Source organism: Compostimonas suwonensis (assembly GCF_002797855.1).
Classification (GTDB): domain Bacteria; phylum Actinomycetota; class Actinomycetes; order Actinomycetales; family Microbacteriaceae; genus Compostimonas; species Compostimonas suwonensis.
The window spans coordinates 735,486-751,764 of the sequence record NZ_PGFB01000002.1 but is presented as its reverse complement, the minus strand read 5'-3'; the positions used below and the strand labels follow the sequence as shown (position 1 = coordinate 751,764).

Sequence of the window (16,279 nt, the reverse complement as noted above, 5' to 3'; positions counted from 1 at the left end):
CCCGAGTCGTCGTGATGCGGCGCTTACCGCGTTCCGGTGCTCGGTCCCAGCCGGGACATCACGTCCATGAGGGTCGTGTACACGACGCTCGGATCCCGATCCTGCCAGGAGATGTCGGCCGAAGCGGATGCCGCGGGGTCGTGGTTCGCCGATGCGGGTTCGTAGATCCACCACAGGTTTCCCCACGGATCGAGCAGGCGGGCGATGTTGAGCCCGTTGTAGAAGGGGCTGCGAGGCGTCACGATCTCGGCGCCGGCGGCTTCGGCGCGTTCGAGGACGGTCGGGATGTCTTCGACGTAGATCTGCTCGAACGCGGGGGTGAAGGGCCAGCCGGGCTTGGAGTCCGCGAGGAGCAGCGACGAGTTGCCCAGCCGGACCTCGGCGTGCAGGATGCTTCCGTCGCGATCGGGGGTGCGAACGCTCTCGCGCTCGACCCCGTCGAACACCTCCCCGAGGAAGCCGATGAAACCGGCGGCGCCGCCCGGTCCTGTGACGAGGACGAACGGATTCAGAGTGTTGTAGCCGGCGGGTAGCCGATCGTTGTGCAGTGTCGCGGTCATCAGTGCGCCTTTCGTGTGGGGACGGCTGCTTTATGATATACATATTTTATGTCTAATAGCGATGTCGAGTCGGATGCCGGGCCCCGTCGTCCGCGGTTCGAATCGGGTCTCGGCTTCCTGCTCTCCCGGGTCGGCTCCATCGTCGACGCCGCATGGGGCGAGGTTCTCGCGGCGCACGGGCTCAGCAATGCGCAGTACAACGTTCTGGCCGTTCTCGCCGAGTTCGGGACGATGACGCAGGGAGAGCTGGCGAAGCGGGTCGCCGTGGATCCCAGGAACATCGGGAAGACCGTCGCTGCGCTTGCCGAACGTGGAGTCGTGTCGGCGGAGCCGATCCGCACAGACGGCCGTGCGAAGGCTGTGACCATCACCGACGCCGGGCTCGCGGTGCTCGACACGTTCGTCACCGCCCTCCCGCCCTATCGGGGGAAGCTCACTCGCGCGTTGTCGGCCACCGAGGAGGCCGAGCTCACGCGTCTGCTCCGGAAGCTGTATGCCGACTACATCTAGTGGCCGGGCCCCTGTCCGTGTCGGCCGATGCCGCGCGTCTCGGAGACGTTCCCTGCCGGGCGCCGGGTCAACGCCTCTGGGCCCTCACAGCTCTCGCGAGTAGTAGACGCTGTTCGGCGAGGCGACGTAGTCGGCGAACGGGGGAGATTCGACGAAGCCCGCTCGGACGTAGAGCCGTCGGGCCGCGCTGAACCCCTCCTGCGCGCCGGTCTCGAGGCTCACACGCTCGAAGCCGCGGCGACGGGCCTCGTCGAGCAGCGCCTCCACGAGCACGCGACCGATCCCCTGCCCGCGCAGCTCGGCACGCGTGTGCATCGACTTGAGCTCGACGTGGGTGGTCGATAGCTGCTTGAGGGCCCCGATCGCAACGAGGATGTCGTCGTCACGCAGGGCGAAGAAGGCCACGGTAGGCTCCATCAACGCCGTGACGTCCAGTACGTGATCGTCGGCGGGGTCGACGCTGTGAGCGGCCGAATACGCTCGATGGCGGCGGATCAGCTCGAGCGCCTGGGGGGAGTCGGGAGAGATGGCGGCGAGCGTCCACATTCCGGAAAGCATAGCGGCCTCGTGGGGGTCCCGAGTCCTACACTGACACCATGACGCGCACGGACGAGGCCTCCCGGGTGATCGCAGCCCCGCTCGACCGGGTCTACGCCGCCCTCGTCGACCGGGACGCGCTCGCCGTCTGGTTGCCGCCCGACGGCATGGCCGGCACCTTCGAGCATTTCGATGCCCGTCCCGGTGGCTCGTACCGGCTGGTCCTGACGTATGCCGACTCCTCGGCGGCACCGGGGAAGACGAGCGCCGACTCCGATGTCGCCGACGCGCGTTTCATCGAGCTCGTGCCCGGGGTACGGGTCGTGCAGGCCGTCGACTTCGTCTCGGATGACCCGGCCTACGCCGGCACCATGACGATGACCTGGGAGGTCGCCGCCGTGGCCGAGGGGACCCGGGTGGACGTCCGTGCCGACGACGTGCCCGCCGGCATCTCCGCCGAGGACCACGCCGTCGGTCTCGCCTCGTCGCTCGCGAATCTCGCCGCCTACCTGGAGCGATAGCGCCACCGCCCCGGTGCGCGGTGTCGGGGGCCCATGCGATCGTAGGGGCATGACATCGATTCAGCGCATCCGTCCCCATGGGCTCGTCTCGAGCCCGGCCTTCAGTCACGTCGCCGTCGTTCCGCCCGGTGCGACGACCATCTACGTCGGCGGTCAGAACTCGGTCGACGCCGACGGCTCGCTCATCGGCGAGGGCGACGTGGCGGTGCAGTCCGCCCGGGCGCTCGAGAACGCGAAGATCGCGCTCGCCGCAGCCGGTGCGACGCTCGACGACGTCGTGCACTGGACGGTGCTCTTCGTCGATGGCGCCGACCTCGCGGCGGGGTACGGGGCGATCGCCTCGCAGCTCGCCTCCGACGAACCGGCCCTGGTGACCGCGGCACGTGTCACCGGGCTGGGCGTGCCGGGCGCGCTCGTCGAGATCAACGCCGTCGCCGCCGTGCTGCGGTGACGGCCACACCTCGATGAGAGCGGTGCGACGATGACGGCAGAAGCGGCCGGGGCGGCCTCCGAGCGTCGGCGCCGGTGATGCCGTCGTTCGTCGCGCTGCTGCGCGGGATCAACGTGGGCGGCAAGAACCTGATCGGCATGCCGGAGTTGGCCGAGTGCTTCCGCGAGGCCGGGTACGAGGATGTGCGCACCTACATCCAGAGCGGCAACGTGCTGTTCACAGCCGGTCTCGACGACCCGCGGCGGTTGGAGCAGGCGGCGGAGCGGATGCTCGAGGAGCGGTTCGGGATCCCGATCCTCGTCGTCATCCGATCCCGTGACGAGCTCGCTGCGACGATCGCCGCCGCGCCCGCGGACCACGGCTCGGAGCTCCTGCGCAGTGACGTCTTCTTCGTGAAGCACCCGCTCACGGCCGAGGAGGTGTACGCCGAGATGCCCGCTCTGCGCGACGGGGTCGACTCCGTGGCGGTCGGTCCGGGCGCGATCTACTTCTCGCGGGTGGCGGCGCAGGCGACCACGACCCGCATCACACGTCTCATGGGCATGCCCGTCTTCCGGCAGATGACCGTGCGCAACTGGCGCACGACGACGCGCCTGCTCCAGCTGCTCGACGGCGACGAGGGCACGACCGGCGCTCGGGGCCGGAGGGGTCGATGACGGATGCCGCGGCCGGTACGTTCCCGCCCGGTCAGATCCGGGCCGGGGCGCTGGAAGCCTCGCTGCTCGCGGCCCCCACGCCGAGCCCATCGGCGCCACGCGGTACTGGTTCACCGAGCATCACGCGATGCCGGGCTTCGCCTCGACGGCGCCTGCCGTGCTCATCGCGGCGGCGTCCCGGGCGACGTCGACGATCCGGCTGCGCCGGGACCGTTCGGCGGCTCACCACACCGACTTCGCCGAACAGATGGGCGCTCGTCGCCATGCAGCACGGCTTCCCCGCGCACCATCCGCTCTCACGGCTCGAGGGGGAGTGCGAACGCATCAGGACGAGAGACGCATCCCGCCGGACGGCTTGCGCGGGGAGGCGGGCGGACGGATGATCGGGGAGGGACCACCCCGGATCGTCACAACGACAGCGTGCATCCGGTCGTGACGTGTGGAGGCATCATGTCACTCACATCGAAAGAGGAGACCCGGATGCGAGGGGCGGCCGCTCCCACGCCGTGGGCTGCGGTCTGGGAATGGCTCGCGCGCGCCGCCCACTACAGGGCGGTGCGCACCCTCCGCGTGGCGGCCGAGAGCGGAGACGCCGAGCGACTCGTCTCCCTGCTGCACCCCGGCGTCGCCGTGGTCGTCGACTCGGGCGAGCCCGGGCATCCGACGAACAGGGTGGTGGGCGGCGTCTACGACGCGATCACGCTGCTCCTGCACGGCATGGAGGCACAGCCCGGGCTCGTCATCGCCGAGCGCTCGGTCAACGGCCAGGCCGGACTGATGCTCAGCCGCGACGGCGAGACCACCGCGACCGTCACCGTGGACTTCGCTGGGCCGCTCATCAGCCTCGTGTGGATCCGGCTGCATCCCGAGACGCGTCGCCACTGGAACACCGTATGAGCACTGGATGCCGTGCGAGCAGCGGGTCCCGTGCGAGCGGGATGACGCGATGCCCGCCGGCGCCGCCGGTCAGGAGCGCACCAGCCGCGCGATCGCGTCCGACGCCTCCGTGATCTTGATCTCGGCCTCCTCGCCCCCGCGGATCGCCGCGTCCACGACGCAGTGCCTCAGATGATCGTCGAGCAGGCCGAGCGCGACGCCCTCGAGCGCGCTCGTGAGCGCCGAGATCTGGGTGAGGATGTCGATGCAGTACTGCTCCTCGTCGACCATCCGGTGGATGCCCCGCGCCTGGCCCTCGATCCGTCTGAGCCGGGCGAGGTACTTGTCCTTGTCGACGATGTAGCCGTGCGGAGCGGCGTCGTCAGCGGATGTCGGGCTGGGCGTCGTCGCGTCGGGTGTCGTCATGGTCTCGCTTCCTGTCGTGGTCTTTCCGTCATGGGGGCCGGCGGGCGCCCCGCGGTCATCGTGTGGGAGCAACGGGAGCGCCGGGGCGCAGGTCCATACGCCGCAGCAGCTGGGCGTTCAGCGCGACCACGATCGTCGAGAGCGACATGAGGATCGCGCCGACCGACATGGGCAGCACGAAGCCGATGGGCGCGAGGACTCCGGCGGCCAGCGGCACCGAGAGCAGGTTGTAGCCGGCGGCCCACCACAGGTTCTGCTTCATCTTCCGGTAGCTCCTCCGTGAGAGCTCGATGACCGAGAGCACCGAACGTGGGTCGTCGCTGGCCAGGATGACGCCGGCCGAGGCGATCGCGACATCCGTGCCCGCTCCGATGGCGATGCCGACGTCGGCCTGGGCGAGGGCCGGAGCGTCGTTGACGCCGTCGCCGACCATGGCGACCCTGCGGCCTTCGGCCTGCAGCTCGGCGACCTTCGCCGACTTGTCCTGGGGCCGCACCCCGGCGAACACTCTGTCGATGCCCAGCTCGGCGCCCACCGAGAGCGCGACGGCTTCGGCATCCCCGGTGATCATGACCACGTCGATGCCGAGCCTGTGCAGGGCGTCGATCGCCTGGCGCGACTCCTCGCGGATCTCGTCGGCGAGCTTCAGGCCGCCGATCACCTCGCCGTCTCGGAGCACGTGCAGGATGATCGCCCCATCGTGCCGCCAGCGCTCGGCGGCGGAGACCTCGCCCTGGTTCACCTCGCGCAGCAGCTGCGGCCCGCCCACACGGATCGTGTGGCCGTCGATCGTCGCCGTGACGCCGACCGCGGGGGAGGACGAGAACCCGGTCGCCTTCGGCACCGCCACGCCCCGGTCGATCGCGGCGCGCACGATCGCTCTGGCGAGCGGGTGCTCGCTGTCGGCCTCCGCGGCGGCGGCGAGCGCGAGAACGGTGTCGTCGTCGAAGCCGCCCACGGGCTCGACGGCGGTGATCGTGGGCTCGCCCTTGGTGAGGGTTCCGGTCTTGTCGAAGAGCACGGTGTCGACGGTGCGCATGCTCTCGAGGGCGAGACGATCCTTGATGAGCACACCGCCGCGGGCGGCTCGTTCGGTCGCGATCGACACGACGAGAGGGATCGCGAGGCCCAGCGCGTGCGGGCAGGCGATGACGAGCACGGTGATCGTGCGCACGACGGCGTCGTCGGGGCTGCCGAGCAGCGTCCAGACGATCGCGGTGATCGCGGCGGAGCCCAGTGCGAACCAGAACAGCCATCCGGCCGCGGTGTCGGCGATGCGTTGAGCGCGCGACGAGGAGTTCTGCGCCTCGGCGACGAGACGCTGGATGCCGGCCAGCGCTGTGTCGTCGCCGATCGCCGTGACCTCGATGCGCAGTCCCGAGTCCGTCGCGACCGTTCCCGCCGTGACGGGATCGTGGTCGCCTCGGCTCACAGTGCGGGACTCGCCGGTGATCATCGACTCGTCCATCTCGGCCCGGCCGTCGACGATGCGGCCGTCGGCGGGAACGCTCCCGCCGGGGCGCACGACGACGACGTCGCCGACGCGCAGCTCCGCCGGTGAGACGGTCACGACCCGATCGCCGTCGACCCGCTCGGCCTCGTCGGGCAGGAGCGCGGCGAGGGAGTCCAGCGCCGAGGTGGTCTGCGCGAGGGAGCGCATCTCGATCCAGTGCCCCAGCAGCATGATGACGATCAGCAGCGCGAGCTCCCACCAGAAGTCGAGCTCATGATCGAGGATGCCGAGGCTCGCCCCCAGGGAGGCGAGGAACGCCACGGTGATCGCCAGGGCGATGAGCAGCATCATCCCCGGCTTGCGGGCCCGGAGCTCGCTGACGGCGCCCGTGAGGAACGGGCGGCCGCCCCAGACGTACATTACGGTGCCGAGCACGGGGGAGATCCACGCCACCCAGGGCAGCGCGGGCAGCTGATAGCCGAGGATCATCGCGAACATGCTCGAGAAGGCGACGACCGGCACGGCGACGACGAGCATGATCCAGAACAGCCTGCGGAACTGGCCCACGTGATCGCCGTGGCCGCCATGCCCGCCGTGGCCGCTCATGTCGTGGCCCGAGTGGCTGTTCATGTCGTGGCCCGCATGATCGCTCATGTCGTGACCGGCGTGCCCGCTCATGTCGTGACCGCTGTGATCGCTCATGTCGTGACCGCTGTGATCGCTGTGATCGGCGGGGGAGTGCTCGTGGTCCACAGTGTGGTCTTTCATGGCCAAATCCTATACAGGGTAGGGGTAATCGGATGTCGTGATGCGACGGGTGAGAGACGAACGGGCGGCCGTCAGGCTGCTGCGTATGCGGCGGGCTCCGCGTCGAAGCGCCGGGCGCAGTCGGAGCAGCACAGCCAATAGGTCTGGCCGTTGTGCTCGCGGACGAGGCCGGCGGCTTCGGCATCGGCTGTGATCGTCATGCTGCCGGGCATGACCGGGCACTCGGCGAGATCGGTGGCGTCGATGCCGGGGAGGTCGCTTCCGGCAGGGGTGTGGTGGTGACCGTGCTCGCCGTGCTGGTCGTCGTGATCGTGCGGCATGGGGCTCTCCTTCGACAGAAAATTACCCACAGGGGGTATCGGTATTAGTAATCATATACCCGTGGTGGGTATTCCCGTGGGAGATATTGATGCCGCCCCGGCCGTCTATCGCGTACGTCTGTGGGCTGCGCCTTCTCGAGTTGGACTCGCCTGGAACGTCGACGATTGGGAGCTCCATGACGTCACCGATGGGAGCGATGTACTGGCGTGGGGTGCCGAGCACGCCGACGATCAGCCTTTCGAAGTCTTCGTTCGGAGCGCGGTGCGCGGTGCTCAGACTGCTCGCCGGGCCTTTCGGGAAGGTTCCCTCCGAGGTGCCCCTGGATGCCGCGACCGAGGCTGCACGGGCGGGTTGTCGCGGCGCACGGTGTTCGTCGGGGCGCAGGGTGTTCGGGGCGCCGCGACGAAGAAGATGCGCCGCGACGAGCCAGGAGACTGCGGGCCGATACTCAGGCCGTTCGCATAGGAGAACGTCAGGAGTAGCACAGCTCGGTGAACTCACAAGACGTGAACCGTTTCATCGCCGCTCAGCCTCCGGTCACCGAAGATTCAACTGCCGTCGATTGTCTCGGTGAGGCGCACGCCCCTCTTCCTCCCTTGAGCTGTCCTCCATGGCGTGTCGTGTCTGGCGGGGGCCGGCAAGACTTCTAAGCGATGGCAGTTTGATGACTCACGCGAAGCACGACCGTCCCCGTTCGCTCACTCGTCTCCTCGTCGCCGTGTCGGCCGCCGTGGTGCTCGCCGTCGGCGGCATCGTGCCGGCGGCGGTCGCGGCCGGGCTCCCCGGCCTCGACGGCGACGGCACGACCCGGGCGCCCTACCAGATCGGCTCGGCCGACGAGCTGCGCGCGGTCGCCGACGCGATCAACAGCGACCCGGGGTCCTACGCGGGGGCCACGTACCGCCTCACGGCCGACATCGACTTCGCCGGCACGGAGTTCGTCGGCATTAACACCTTCACGGGCGTCTTCGAGGGCGCCGGGCACGTCATCAGCAACATCGTCTACGGCCACAGCACGGGCACGAACTCAGGACGCCTGGGCTTCTTCCGCCAGATCACCGACGCCACGGTGCGCAACCTCGTGCTCGACGGCGTGACCGCCAACAACCCCACGAGCAGCGACTGGGTCGCCGGCATCTCGGTGCTCGCCGCGCGCTCCACGATCACGGGCAACTCCGTCATCGACGCCGTGCTGAGCGCCCCGAACGCCGAGAAGGTGGCGGGCATCACCGCGGAGATGGACGGCGGCGTGACATCCGACAACTGGGTGGATGCGACGATCACGGCCAACAAGATGGCGGGCGGCATCTCGGCCTACTCGAAGAACGGCGTGACCATCGCCGACAACCTCGTCGACGCCGACCTCACGGTCGTCGTCGGCGGCGGGGCGAACGGCACCCGCGGTGTCGACGCCGGACTCGTGATCAACTACCCGGGCAACCCGAGCGGCGGCTCGGCCTTCACGGGCAACGTCGCCTATGCGGGCTCGATCACCTACAGCGGCAAGGTCGACGGCTTCGCCGGCCGCATCCTCGGCTACGCGGGCTACGACGGCTGGACCGCGAACGACAACCTCGCGAACTCGGCCATCACGATCGGCGGCGCGCCGGTCGTCGGCCCCGGCACCAAGAACCAGCAGGGCACCGACGTGACCACCGAGCAGCTCGCGCAGCGCGCCACCTACGAGGGGCTCGGCTGGGACTTCGCGAACGCCTGGCGCTTCGACGAGACCCTGCAGCACCCCGTGCCGAACTTCGTCTACTCCCTCTTCGGCGAGGGCACCGCGCAGTCGCCGTACGAGATCGGCTCGGAAGACGACCTCGAGTTCCTCGCCGCGCAGCTCAACAACGGCAACGCGCTCTACACGGGTGCGAAGAGCTTCGTCGTCACCTCCGATCTCGACTTCGCGGGCCGCTCGGCGTGGCCGGGCATCAACACCTTCACGGGTGTGCTCGACGGTACCGGTCACCGCATCTCGAACCTCGTCTACGGCCCCGGCGACGCGGGCAAGAGCCTCGGCTTCTTCCGCCAGATCACCGATGCGACCGTGCGCAACCTCGTGCTCGACGGCGTGACCGCCGACAACGGCACGGCAACGCAGTTCGTCTCGGGTCTCACGGTCTACGCGACCCGCTCGACGATCACCGGCAACACCCTCCTCGATGCCGAACTGGTCGGTCGCAGCGCCGAGAAGGTCAGCGGCCTGGTCGCCGAGCTCGACGGCGGCAGGGTCACCGACAACTGGGTGGATGTCACCGCCACGGCGGCCAAGATGCCCGGCGGCGCTGTCGCTTACACGAAGAACGGCGGCGTCATCGCCAACAACCTGGTCGAGGCCGAGCTCACGGTGCTCGCCTCGGGCGGCTCGAACGGCACACGCGGCATCGACGCGGGCTTCGCCATCTCGTATCCGGGCAACCCGAGCAACGGCGCGAGCTTCTCGGGCAACGTCGCCTACGCCGGATCGATCGCCTACACAGGCAAGGTCGACGGCTTCACGGGCCGCGTCGTCGGCTACACCGGCTACGAGGGCTGGACCGCCTCGAAGAACCTCGCGAACCCGGCCATCACGATCGGCGGCGCACCCGTCGCCGCGCCGGGCACGAAGAACCAGCACGGCGCCGACACGAGCTCCGAGGCTCTCGCCCAGCGCGCGACGTACGAGGCGATCGGCTGGGACTTCGCGACAGCCTGGCGCTTCGACGAGGAGCTCGGCCACCCCATCCCCAAGTACGTGCTGCCGGGCGAGGTGCCCAACCGCGTGACGGCGACGTTCTACGGCGACCCGTCGACACAGCGCGCCTTCACCTGGTACTCGACGATCGAGAGCGACTCGGGCGCCGTCGTGCTCAGCACCGACCGCGAGTTCCCCGAGGGCTCCTCGACCGTGCAGGTCGCGGCCACGCGTGAGACGAACGAGCACGGCGAGACCTTCTACCGCGCGATCGCAACCGAGCTGACCCCCGGCACGCGCTACTACTACCGCCTCGGCGACGCCGTCGAAGCGGTCTGGAGCGCGGCCGGAAGCTTCACGACCAACGCGGGCAGCGGCGACTTCACCTTCGTCGACCTGACCGACACCCAGGCGCAGAACCTGGGCGAGGCCCAGCTCTCGGCGGCGACGATGGCCAAGTCGCTCAAGTACGTGCCCGACGCGCAGTTCGTCATGCACAACGGCGACATCGTCGAGCACGGCGACGTCGAGCAGGACTGGACCGACATGCTCGACTCGGCCCGCCCGAGCCTCATGAACACGACGATCGTCCCGGCCGTGGGCAACCATGACCAGTCGAAGAACGCGCTCACCGACCACTTCACGCTCGAGGCCCCCAACGGCCAGGACACGAGCAGCGGCGCCTACTACTCCTTCACCTACAACAGCGCGCACTTCATGGTTCTCAACTCCAATGAGGACGGCGCGCAGGCGATCTCCCCCTCGCAGCTCGAGTGGCTGCGGGCGGATGCCACGGCAGCACGCGCCGCGGGTGCGAAGTGGCTCATCCTCTCGCTCCACAAGGGCCCGTACTCCACGGCCAACCACATCTCCGACCCCGACGTGAAGGCCATGCGCGCCGTGCTCATGCCCGTGATCGACGAGCTCGACATCGACCTCGTGCTGCAGGGCCACGACCACGTCATGAGCCGTTCCAAGGTGCTCGTCTCCGACCCCGCCGGGGTCGAGGGCGCGCGTGCCGTGGAGGCCACCAAGTACACGGAGATCATCAACGGCAAGCGCGTCGAGTACACCGTCGACCCGCAGGGCACGATCTTCTTCCTGCCGAACACGGCCGGTGCGAAGCACTACACGCAGGCGACGAGCGCGAACGGCTTCGACCTCGAGTCGTACCTGCAGCTCTTCGATCGCACGGGCGAGCAGGCCACGGAGAACTTCGCGGCCATCTCGGTCGCCGACGAGAAGCTCACCGTCGACGTCTACGACATCCGCAACCAGGGCATCCCGCGCGTCTTCGAGAGCTTCGGCATCGACCGCTCGCTCTCGCCCGCCGACGCGCAGATCGCCGCGCTCCCCGCGCTCGAGGCGGTCACGGTCGCCGACGCTGCCGCAGTGAACGCGGCACGCGCGACGGTCGACGGCCTGAACTCGGCTCAGCGTGAGGCGCTCGCGAACCTGCGGGCCCTCGAGGCCCTCGAACACCGCCTGCGTGAGCTCGCCGGTCTCGTCTCCGCCGACGGCAGCGTCGTCGCCTGGGCGAAGCCGGATGCCGACGAGCGTCAGGCGATCACGGTGCGCAACGACACCCGCTCCGACTTCGCCGGCACTCCCGTGCAGCTGCGCATCGCCGACACCCCGGACGGCTCGGCCGACGCGCTCGGGTTCTTCTCGCCCGACGGCGTGCCGCTGCCGTACGAGGTCGAGACCTGGCGTCCCGGCGCGGTGTCCACCGTCTGGGTGCGGATGCCGCAGCTGCCCGCGGAGTCGGCGACGGTCGTCTGGGCCTACTTCGGCGGCGGCGCCGCGGCCAACGACCCGACCGCGGTCTGGAGAGACGGCTACTCGCTCGTCGAGCACTTCGCCGGCGACACCGCGAGCGGCCGGCAGCGGGTCGACTCCACGGGCACGGCGACGGGTCTCGTCGTGGGCTCCGACCTCACCGCCGACGTCTCCGACGCGGGCACGGGCGAGACCCGCTTCGAGGGCTCCCGCCTGCAGTACCCGGGCGACATCGGGGGCGACTACGACCGCATCAGCATCAGCGGGCTCTACTCGCTCACCGCGGCCGATCTCGCCGCGCTGAGCGGCAGCGCGCCCGTCATCGCCAAGGAGAGCGCCACGGGCGACGGCCAGGCGACCTTCTGGCAGGGTGTGGTCAAGAACGAGTCGAAGCTCGGCACGCGCATCGCGGGCAACAGCTTCGAGTTCGACAACGTCGACATCAACTCGCGCTTCGAGCTGAAGACCGACGGCGAGCCGCACCTCGTGACGCAGACCTACGACGGCATGACCTACTCGGTCTTCGTCGACGGGCGCGAGGTGCACAGCCAGATGGTCGAGTACCGCACGACCTACCCCGACCCCGCCGTGCTCACGACGATCGGCGACTACTACACGAACACCGGCGCGATCTCGTCGCCGTTCCACGGTGTCATCGACGAGGTGCAGATCGCGGGCATCGCCTTCACGCCCGACTTCGAGGCCTTCCGTTACGCCAACTACCGGGGCGACATCGTCGCCTACGGCCAGCGGGTGAGTCGCACGGCCGAGTCCGTCGCTCTTCTCGTCGGCACCCCGGTGTCGGGCACGGATGTCGAGGCCGGTCTCGTCGAGGTCACGGGAACCGTGAGCGAGCGGGCGACCCTGACGGCGACCGTCGCGGGGGAGCAGGTCTTCTCCGAGCGCATCGACGCGGGCGTCTTCTCGGTGCGCGTGCCGGTCGACGCAGCAGGCGAGCAGAGCCTCGAGCTGCGTGCGACGAGCGTCGCCGAGCCCGCGGATGCCTCGGCTCCCGTGAGCGTGCAGCTGACCGTGAGCGACACGACGGCGCCCGCCCAGCCGGCAGTGAGCGACACCGCGGGCACGGCCGGCCCCGGGGCATCCGAGGTCACCCTCACGGCGACACCGCAGACCGAGAGCCGTGAGAGGGTCGAGACGACCTTCTACGCAGACGACCTCGTGAGCCTCGACGGCTCCAACGTCGTGGTGCGCAGCGGATCGTCGAGCGACCGGGTGCCCGACGCGCTGACCCCGGCGAGCGGCACGGTCTCGGGCGAGCTGCTGCCCACGACGGTGGGATCGAACGCGAACCCCTACCAGATCTACGAGATCTCGCTCACCCCGGAGCAGGCGGCGCAGGACCAGTTCCACCTCGTGTGGAAAGGAACGGCCGACGACCGCCGCGTCTCCGCCTACGTCTACGACACCGAGGCGGGCACCTGGCTGCTCAAGGACAGCGAGGCCGACGCCGAGGGCGGTGCGGTCGCGCTCGACGTGACGGCGCGGGCCGACGAGCACGCGGTGTCGGGCGGCAAGCTGCACCTGCTCGTCTGGCGCGGCCTCACCGAGGTCCCCTTCGGTGCAGACCACGACTACGAGACGCAGCCGGATGTCGCGGACTTCGACTGGGGCCTCGACCACGTGCCCGACACGCAGTTGTACACGCAGGCGACGCCGGACATGTTCGTCGACCAGCTGCGCTACATCGCCGATCAGGCCGACGAGCGCAAGACGTCTCTCGTGATCCAGTCGGGCGACTACGTCAACCGCGAGTACCTCTCGCAGGAGTACCAGTGGATGAACGCCGAGCGCGGCATCACGCAGCTCGAGGCCGCCAAGGTGCCGTACATGGTCTCGTGGGGCAACCACGACTACTCCGATGCCCGCAACGGCCGCGTCATGCTGCCGAAGTACTTCCCGACCTCCCGGCTCGCCGAGAGCCTCGAGGGCAGCCCGTGGACGCTCGGTGAGGCTCAGAGCATCGACAACTACTACTACACGGCCGAGATCGGGGGAGCGAAGCTCCTCGTGCTGGCGATCGGGTTCTGGTCGGCCGACAACGCCGGCGACCCGGGTCTCGCCTGGGCGCGCGGTGTCATCGCCGCCCACCCGGACTACTCGGTGATCATCGCGAGCCACAACGCGGTCAACCAGGGCACGAACGGCTGGGCGAACGGCAACATCACGAGCCAGCTCGTCGACCCGTTCTCGAACGTCAAGCTCGTGCTCGGCGGTCACATCGCCGGCACGGGTGTGGGCATGCGCACGGCTGCTGATGGCGCCCGGGTCTACGGCATCCTCACCGACTACCAGAGCCGGGTCTACGGCGGCCAGGAGTTCATGAAGTTCCTCAGCATCGACACCGAGAACGACCTGCTCTACGTCAACACCTACTCGCCGTACCTGCAGAGGGCGACCTCGGAGAACGGCGCCTGGCACCAGCCGGTGTCGGAGTCGGACATCCCCGGATTCCACGGCGCGGACACCGAGAACTACGTGCTCGAGATGGATCTCGGCGGCACCACGACACGCACCCTCGCGGCCGATTCGCTCACGCTCGCCGTGGGAGCGCCGACCACGATCGGCGCGGCGCAGACGACGATCGGGGCGGAGCCCGTGTCGATGGACCTGCTCGGTGCCCGATCGGGTGTGCCCTACGAGTGGTACGCGCAGCTGAGCGACGGCTCGGGGCACACGACCCGCAGCGCCGTGAGCACCTTCACACTGACGGCGGCCGAGGCTCCGGATGCGCCGCAGAACGTGCAGGCGACGGTCGACGGCGACACCGTGACCGTCACCTGGTCGGCGCCCGCATCGGATGGAGGGGCCGCCGTCGAGCAGTACCAGGTGCTGCTCAGCGATGGAACCGTGAAGACGGTCGACGCGGGCGTTCTGACGGCCGGCTTCCCGGGGCTCGCCCCCGGCGACTACACCGCGACCGTGCGGGCGAAGAACGCGGCGGGCCAGTCGCCGGCGTCGGCGCCGTCGGCGAGCGTGCGGGTCGTCGAGGAGGATCCGGGTGAGAATCCTGGCGAGGATCCCGGAGAGAACCCTGGCGAGGACCCCGGTGAGAACCCTGGCGAAGACCCTGGCGAGGACCCGGGTGAGAACCCTGGTGAGGGCCCCGGAGAGAATCCCGGCGAGAACCCTGGTGAGGACCCCGAGGAGAACGGCACGATCGTCGTGACCGGCTCGGTCACCGTCGGCGGCGAGATCGTCGTCCACGGCAGCGGGTTCGCGGCCGGCACCGAGTTCGAGGTGCAGCTGCACTCCGACCCGATCGTTCTCGGCACGGTGCGGTCGACGGATGCCGGTGAGTTCGAGCTCCGCGCGGCGATCCCCTCGTCGGTGACCCCGGGCGAGCACACCGTCGTGGTGCTGCGCGAGGGCGCCGAGGTCGCATCGTTCCGACTCGACGTCGCAGCGGCGGACGACGACGCGAGCACGCCCACGCCGGCTCCCGGTGAGGGTCTGCACGGCGGCATCGCCGCGACCGGCGTCGATGCGGCGGCCTTCATCGGCTGGGGCACGGGAGCTGCGCTCCTGCTGCTCGTGGGCGCCGCGCTCGTGCTGATGCGGAGGCGCCGCCGCGCCTGACCCGCTGCCTGCCGCTCGGCGCGGCATCCGGCATCCGATTGTCCCGCGGGCACGTGAAAGATCACGGGCCCGCGGGACGTCTGCGTGCCCGGAGGCGATGCCGGGACGCCGCGGTTGCCCGATTCGGTGGCGTCTGCGCCGTCTGGAAGACTGGGCCCCCGTGGCCGGTGGTCATACGGTGAGAGAGGGCACCCGGCATGAGCCTGGTTCGACGCCGTCACCGTCGCCCGTATCGCGCCGACCCGCTTTGAGGAGTGGCTGAGCGCTCAGGCCTGACGCTTCACGGGTCTTGCTCGCTCCGAGACCGAGGCGATGGGTGTCGTACGACCAAGCTGCATCGCACCCATTGCGCTTGACAGGTGCATGTCGCTGAGGGGCATACTCGCTGGAGTATGCCCAGATAACGAGGCCACGACGGAAGGCAGTACTGATGAGAGCAGAACTCACGACCCCCGTTATCGACATCGATGCGATCCCGGCCGTCTATCGCGTGCGTCTATGGGCTGCGCCTTCTCGAGCTGGATTTGCCTGGAGCATCGACGACTGGGAGCTCCGTGATGTGACCGATGTGGATGACGTACTGGCGTGGGGTGCCGAGCGCGCCGGCGATCAGCCTTTTGAAGTCTTCGTTCGCTGTGCGGATCGCGGAGTGTTCGTGAGAATCCACGGTCGGCCGGCTGACGAGGGGACACAGGTAACGGTCGTTCTGACGGCGGACGGTTAGTCGGCCCGGCTCATCGTGGCGATGGCACCGGGCCAACCGTGGCGAAATGAATATTGACCAGTCGGCCGACGAAGAAGCCTTCCTGTCCTTTATTTATTCAGTCAAGAACAGAGAGGAATCGTCGTTGCCTTGTCTTCGCTTTTGTGGTGAGTGGCTTTGCCGTTTCTTGTGACATGGAACTCCCTTTCAAACGTACTGACTTGTTTATCGGGTGTACTCATGATTTTCAGTCAGATGGAATGGACAAGTAAGTCGTCATAAATGGTGAATTGCTACCGCTTTGTTTTGTGAAGTAATGTACAACGCGTACGTGGAAATGTGAAGGAACCCTTGAGGCTCCGGCCGTTTGTCGTGCAGGTCGCACGACACCCGTTGTCTGCATGCCGCCGAGGAGAGGCTCGAAACGGGAGCGCGACGTGTTCGGTG

General features: G+C 68.9%; 12 protein-coding genes. 7 read left to right on the top strand and 5 right to left on the bottom strand.

Going from position 1 to position 16,279, the window contains the following annotated elements; all coding sequences use genetic code 11:
- Positions 1–23: 23 nt before the first annotated feature.
- Positions 24–560 carry a VOC family protein gene (locus tag CLV54_RS07285; RefSeq protein ID WP_100344255.1) on the bottom strand — a complete coding sequence of 179 codons (537 nt, stop codon included), beginning with the start codon at positions 558–560 and terminating at the stop codon, positions 24–26.
- Between the two features lie 48 nt (positions 561–608).
- Here CLV54_RS07285 and CLV54_RS07280 point away from each other — a divergent pair, with 48 nt between their 5' ends.
- Complete coding sequence (locus tag CLV54_RS07280; protein ID WP_100344254.1) at positions 609–1,070, top strand: MarR family winged helix-turn-helix transcriptional regulator; 462 nt, start codon at positions 609–611, stop codon at positions 1,068–1,070.
- A gap of 84 nt (positions 1,071–1,154) precedes the next feature.
- Here the strand turns inward: CLV54_RS07280 and CLV54_RS07275 are convergent, their stop codons facing one another.
- Positions 1,155–1,628, bottom strand: coding sequence for a GNAT family N-acetyltransferase (locus CLV54_RS07275; protein ID WP_100344253.1), 474 nt, complete (start codon positions 1,626–1,628; stop codon positions 1,155–1,157).
- Positions 1,629–1,666: 38 nt separating this feature from the next.
- Between CLV54_RS07275 and CLV54_RS07270 the strand changes: the two genes are divergently transcribed.
- From CLV54_RS07270 to CLV54_RS07255, 4 genes are all read left to right on the top strand, one after another.
- Positions 1,667–2,128 carry an SRPBCC family protein gene (locus CLV54_RS07270; RefSeq protein WP_100344252.1) on the top strand — a complete coding sequence of 154 codons (462 nt, stop codon included), beginning with the start codon at positions 1,667–1,669 and terminating at the stop codon, positions 2,126–2,128.
- A 49-nt stretch (positions 2,129–2,177) separates the two neighbouring features.
- Complete coding sequence (locus tag CLV54_RS07265) at positions 2,178–2,579, top strand: RidA family protein (protein ID WP_100344251.1); 402 nt, start codon at positions 2,178–2,180, stop codon at positions 2,577–2,579.
- Between the two features lie 77 nt (positions 2,580–2,656).
- Positions 2,657–3,235, top strand: coding sequence for a DUF1697 domain-containing protein (locus CLV54_RS07260; RefSeq protein ID WP_100344250.1), 579 nt, complete (start codon positions 2,657–2,659; stop codon positions 3,233–3,235).
- A 450-nt stretch (positions 3,236–3,685) separates the two neighbouring features.
- On the top strand, positions 3,686–4,132 hold the full coding sequence (locus CLV54_RS07255; RefSeq protein WP_245861460.1) for a sigma-70 family RNA polymerase sigma factor family protein: 447 nt from the start codon (positions 3,686–3,688) through the stop codon (positions 4,130–4,132).
- 69 nt (positions 4,133–4,201) lie between these two features.
- Here the strand turns inward: CLV54_RS07255 and CLV54_RS07250 are convergent, their stop codons facing one another.
- The 3 genes from CLV54_RS07250 to CLV54_RS07240 form a co-directional block, all read right to left on the bottom strand.
- Positions 4,202–4,537: a metal-sensitive transcriptional regulator gene (locus tag CLV54_RS07250; protein WP_100344249.1), complete on the bottom strand. Its 336-nt coding sequence runs from the start codon at positions 4,535–4,537 to the stop codon at positions 4,202–4,204.
- 55 nt (positions 4,538–4,592) lie between these two features.
- Positions 4,593–6,758: a heavy metal translocating P-type ATPase gene (locus CLV54_RS07245; RefSeq protein ID WP_100344248.1), complete on the bottom strand. Its 2,166-nt coding sequence runs from the start codon at positions 6,756–6,758 to the stop codon at positions 4,593–4,595.
- 71 nt (positions 6,759–6,829) lie between these two features.
- Positions 6,830–7,078, bottom strand: a complete 249-nt coding sequence (locus CLV54_RS07240; RefSeq protein ID WP_100344247.1) for a hypothetical protein — start codon at positions 7,076–7,078, stop codon at positions 6,830–6,832.
- A gap of 665 nt (positions 7,079–7,743) precedes the next feature.
- On the opposite strand from CLV54_RS07240, the gene CLV54_RS07230 reads away from it, so the two are divergent.
- Both CLV54_RS07230 and CLV54_RS17470 read left to right on the top strand, forming a co-directional pair.
- Positions 7,744–15,129 (top strand): DUF2341 domain-containing protein, encoded by a 7,386-nt coding sequence (locus CLV54_RS07230; RefSeq protein ID WP_100344245.1) that lies wholly within the window; start codon positions 7,744–7,746, stop codon positions 15,127–15,129.
- Between the two features lie 430 nt (positions 15,130–15,559).
- The gene (locus tag CLV54_RS17470) at positions 15,560–15,853 is read left to right on the top strand and encodes a hypothetical protein (RefSeq protein ID WP_157802865.1); all 294 of its coding nucleotides are present in this window, start codon (positions 15,560–15,562) and stop codon (positions 15,851–15,853) included.
- The last annotated feature ends 426 nt before the right edge of the window (positions 15,854–16,279 follow it).

Excerpts from the sequence above, each read along its gene's own strand:
- CLV54_RS07285 (WP_100344255.1), bottom strand. The coding sequence starts at position 560 with ATGACCGCGACACTGCACAACGATCGGCTACCCGCCGGCTACAACACT.
- CLV54_RS07280 (WP_100344254.1), top strand. The coding sequence starts at position 609 with ATGTCTAATAGCGATGTCGAGTCGGATGCCGGGCCCCGTCGTCCGCGG.
- CLV54_RS07275 (WP_100344253.1), bottom strand. The coding sequence starts at position 1,628 with ATGCTTTCCGGAATGTGGACGCTCGCCGCCATCTCTCCCGACTCCCCC.
- CLV54_RS07270 (WP_100344252.1), top strand. The coding sequence starts at position 1,667 with ATGACGCGCACGGACGAGGCCTCCCGGGTGATCGCAGCCCCGCTCGAC.
- CLV54_RS07265 (WP_100344251.1), top strand. The coding sequence starts at position 2,178 with ATGACATCGATTCAGCGCATCCGTCCCCATGGGCTCGTCTCGAGCCCG.
- CLV54_RS07260 (WP_100344250.1), top strand. The coding sequence starts at position 2,657 with ATGCCGTCGTTCGTCGCGCTGCTGCGCGGGATCAACGTGGGCGGCAAG.
- CLV54_RS07255 (WP_245861460.1), top strand. The coding sequence starts at position 3,686 with ATGTCACTCACATCGAAAGAGGAGACCCGGATGCGAGGGGCGGCCGCT.
- CLV54_RS07250 (WP_100344249.1), bottom strand. The coding sequence starts at position 4,537 with ATGACGACACCCGACGCGACGACGCCCAGCCCGACATCCGCTGACGAC.
- CLV54_RS07245 (WP_100344248.1), bottom strand. The coding sequence starts at position 6,758 with ATGAAAGACCACACTGTGGACCACGAGCACTCCCCCGCCGATCACAGC.
- CLV54_RS07240 (WP_100344247.1), bottom strand. The coding sequence starts at position 7,078 with ATGCCGCACGATCACGACGACCAGCACGGCGAGCACGGTCACCACCAC.
- CLV54_RS07230 (WP_100344245.1), top strand. The coding sequence starts at position 7,744 with ATGACTCACGCGAAGCACGACCGTCCCCGTTCGCTCACTCGTCTCCTC.
- CLV54_RS17470 (WP_157802865.1), top strand. The coding sequence starts at position 15,560 with ATGAGAGCAGAACTCACGACCCCCGTTATCGACATCGATGCGATCCCG.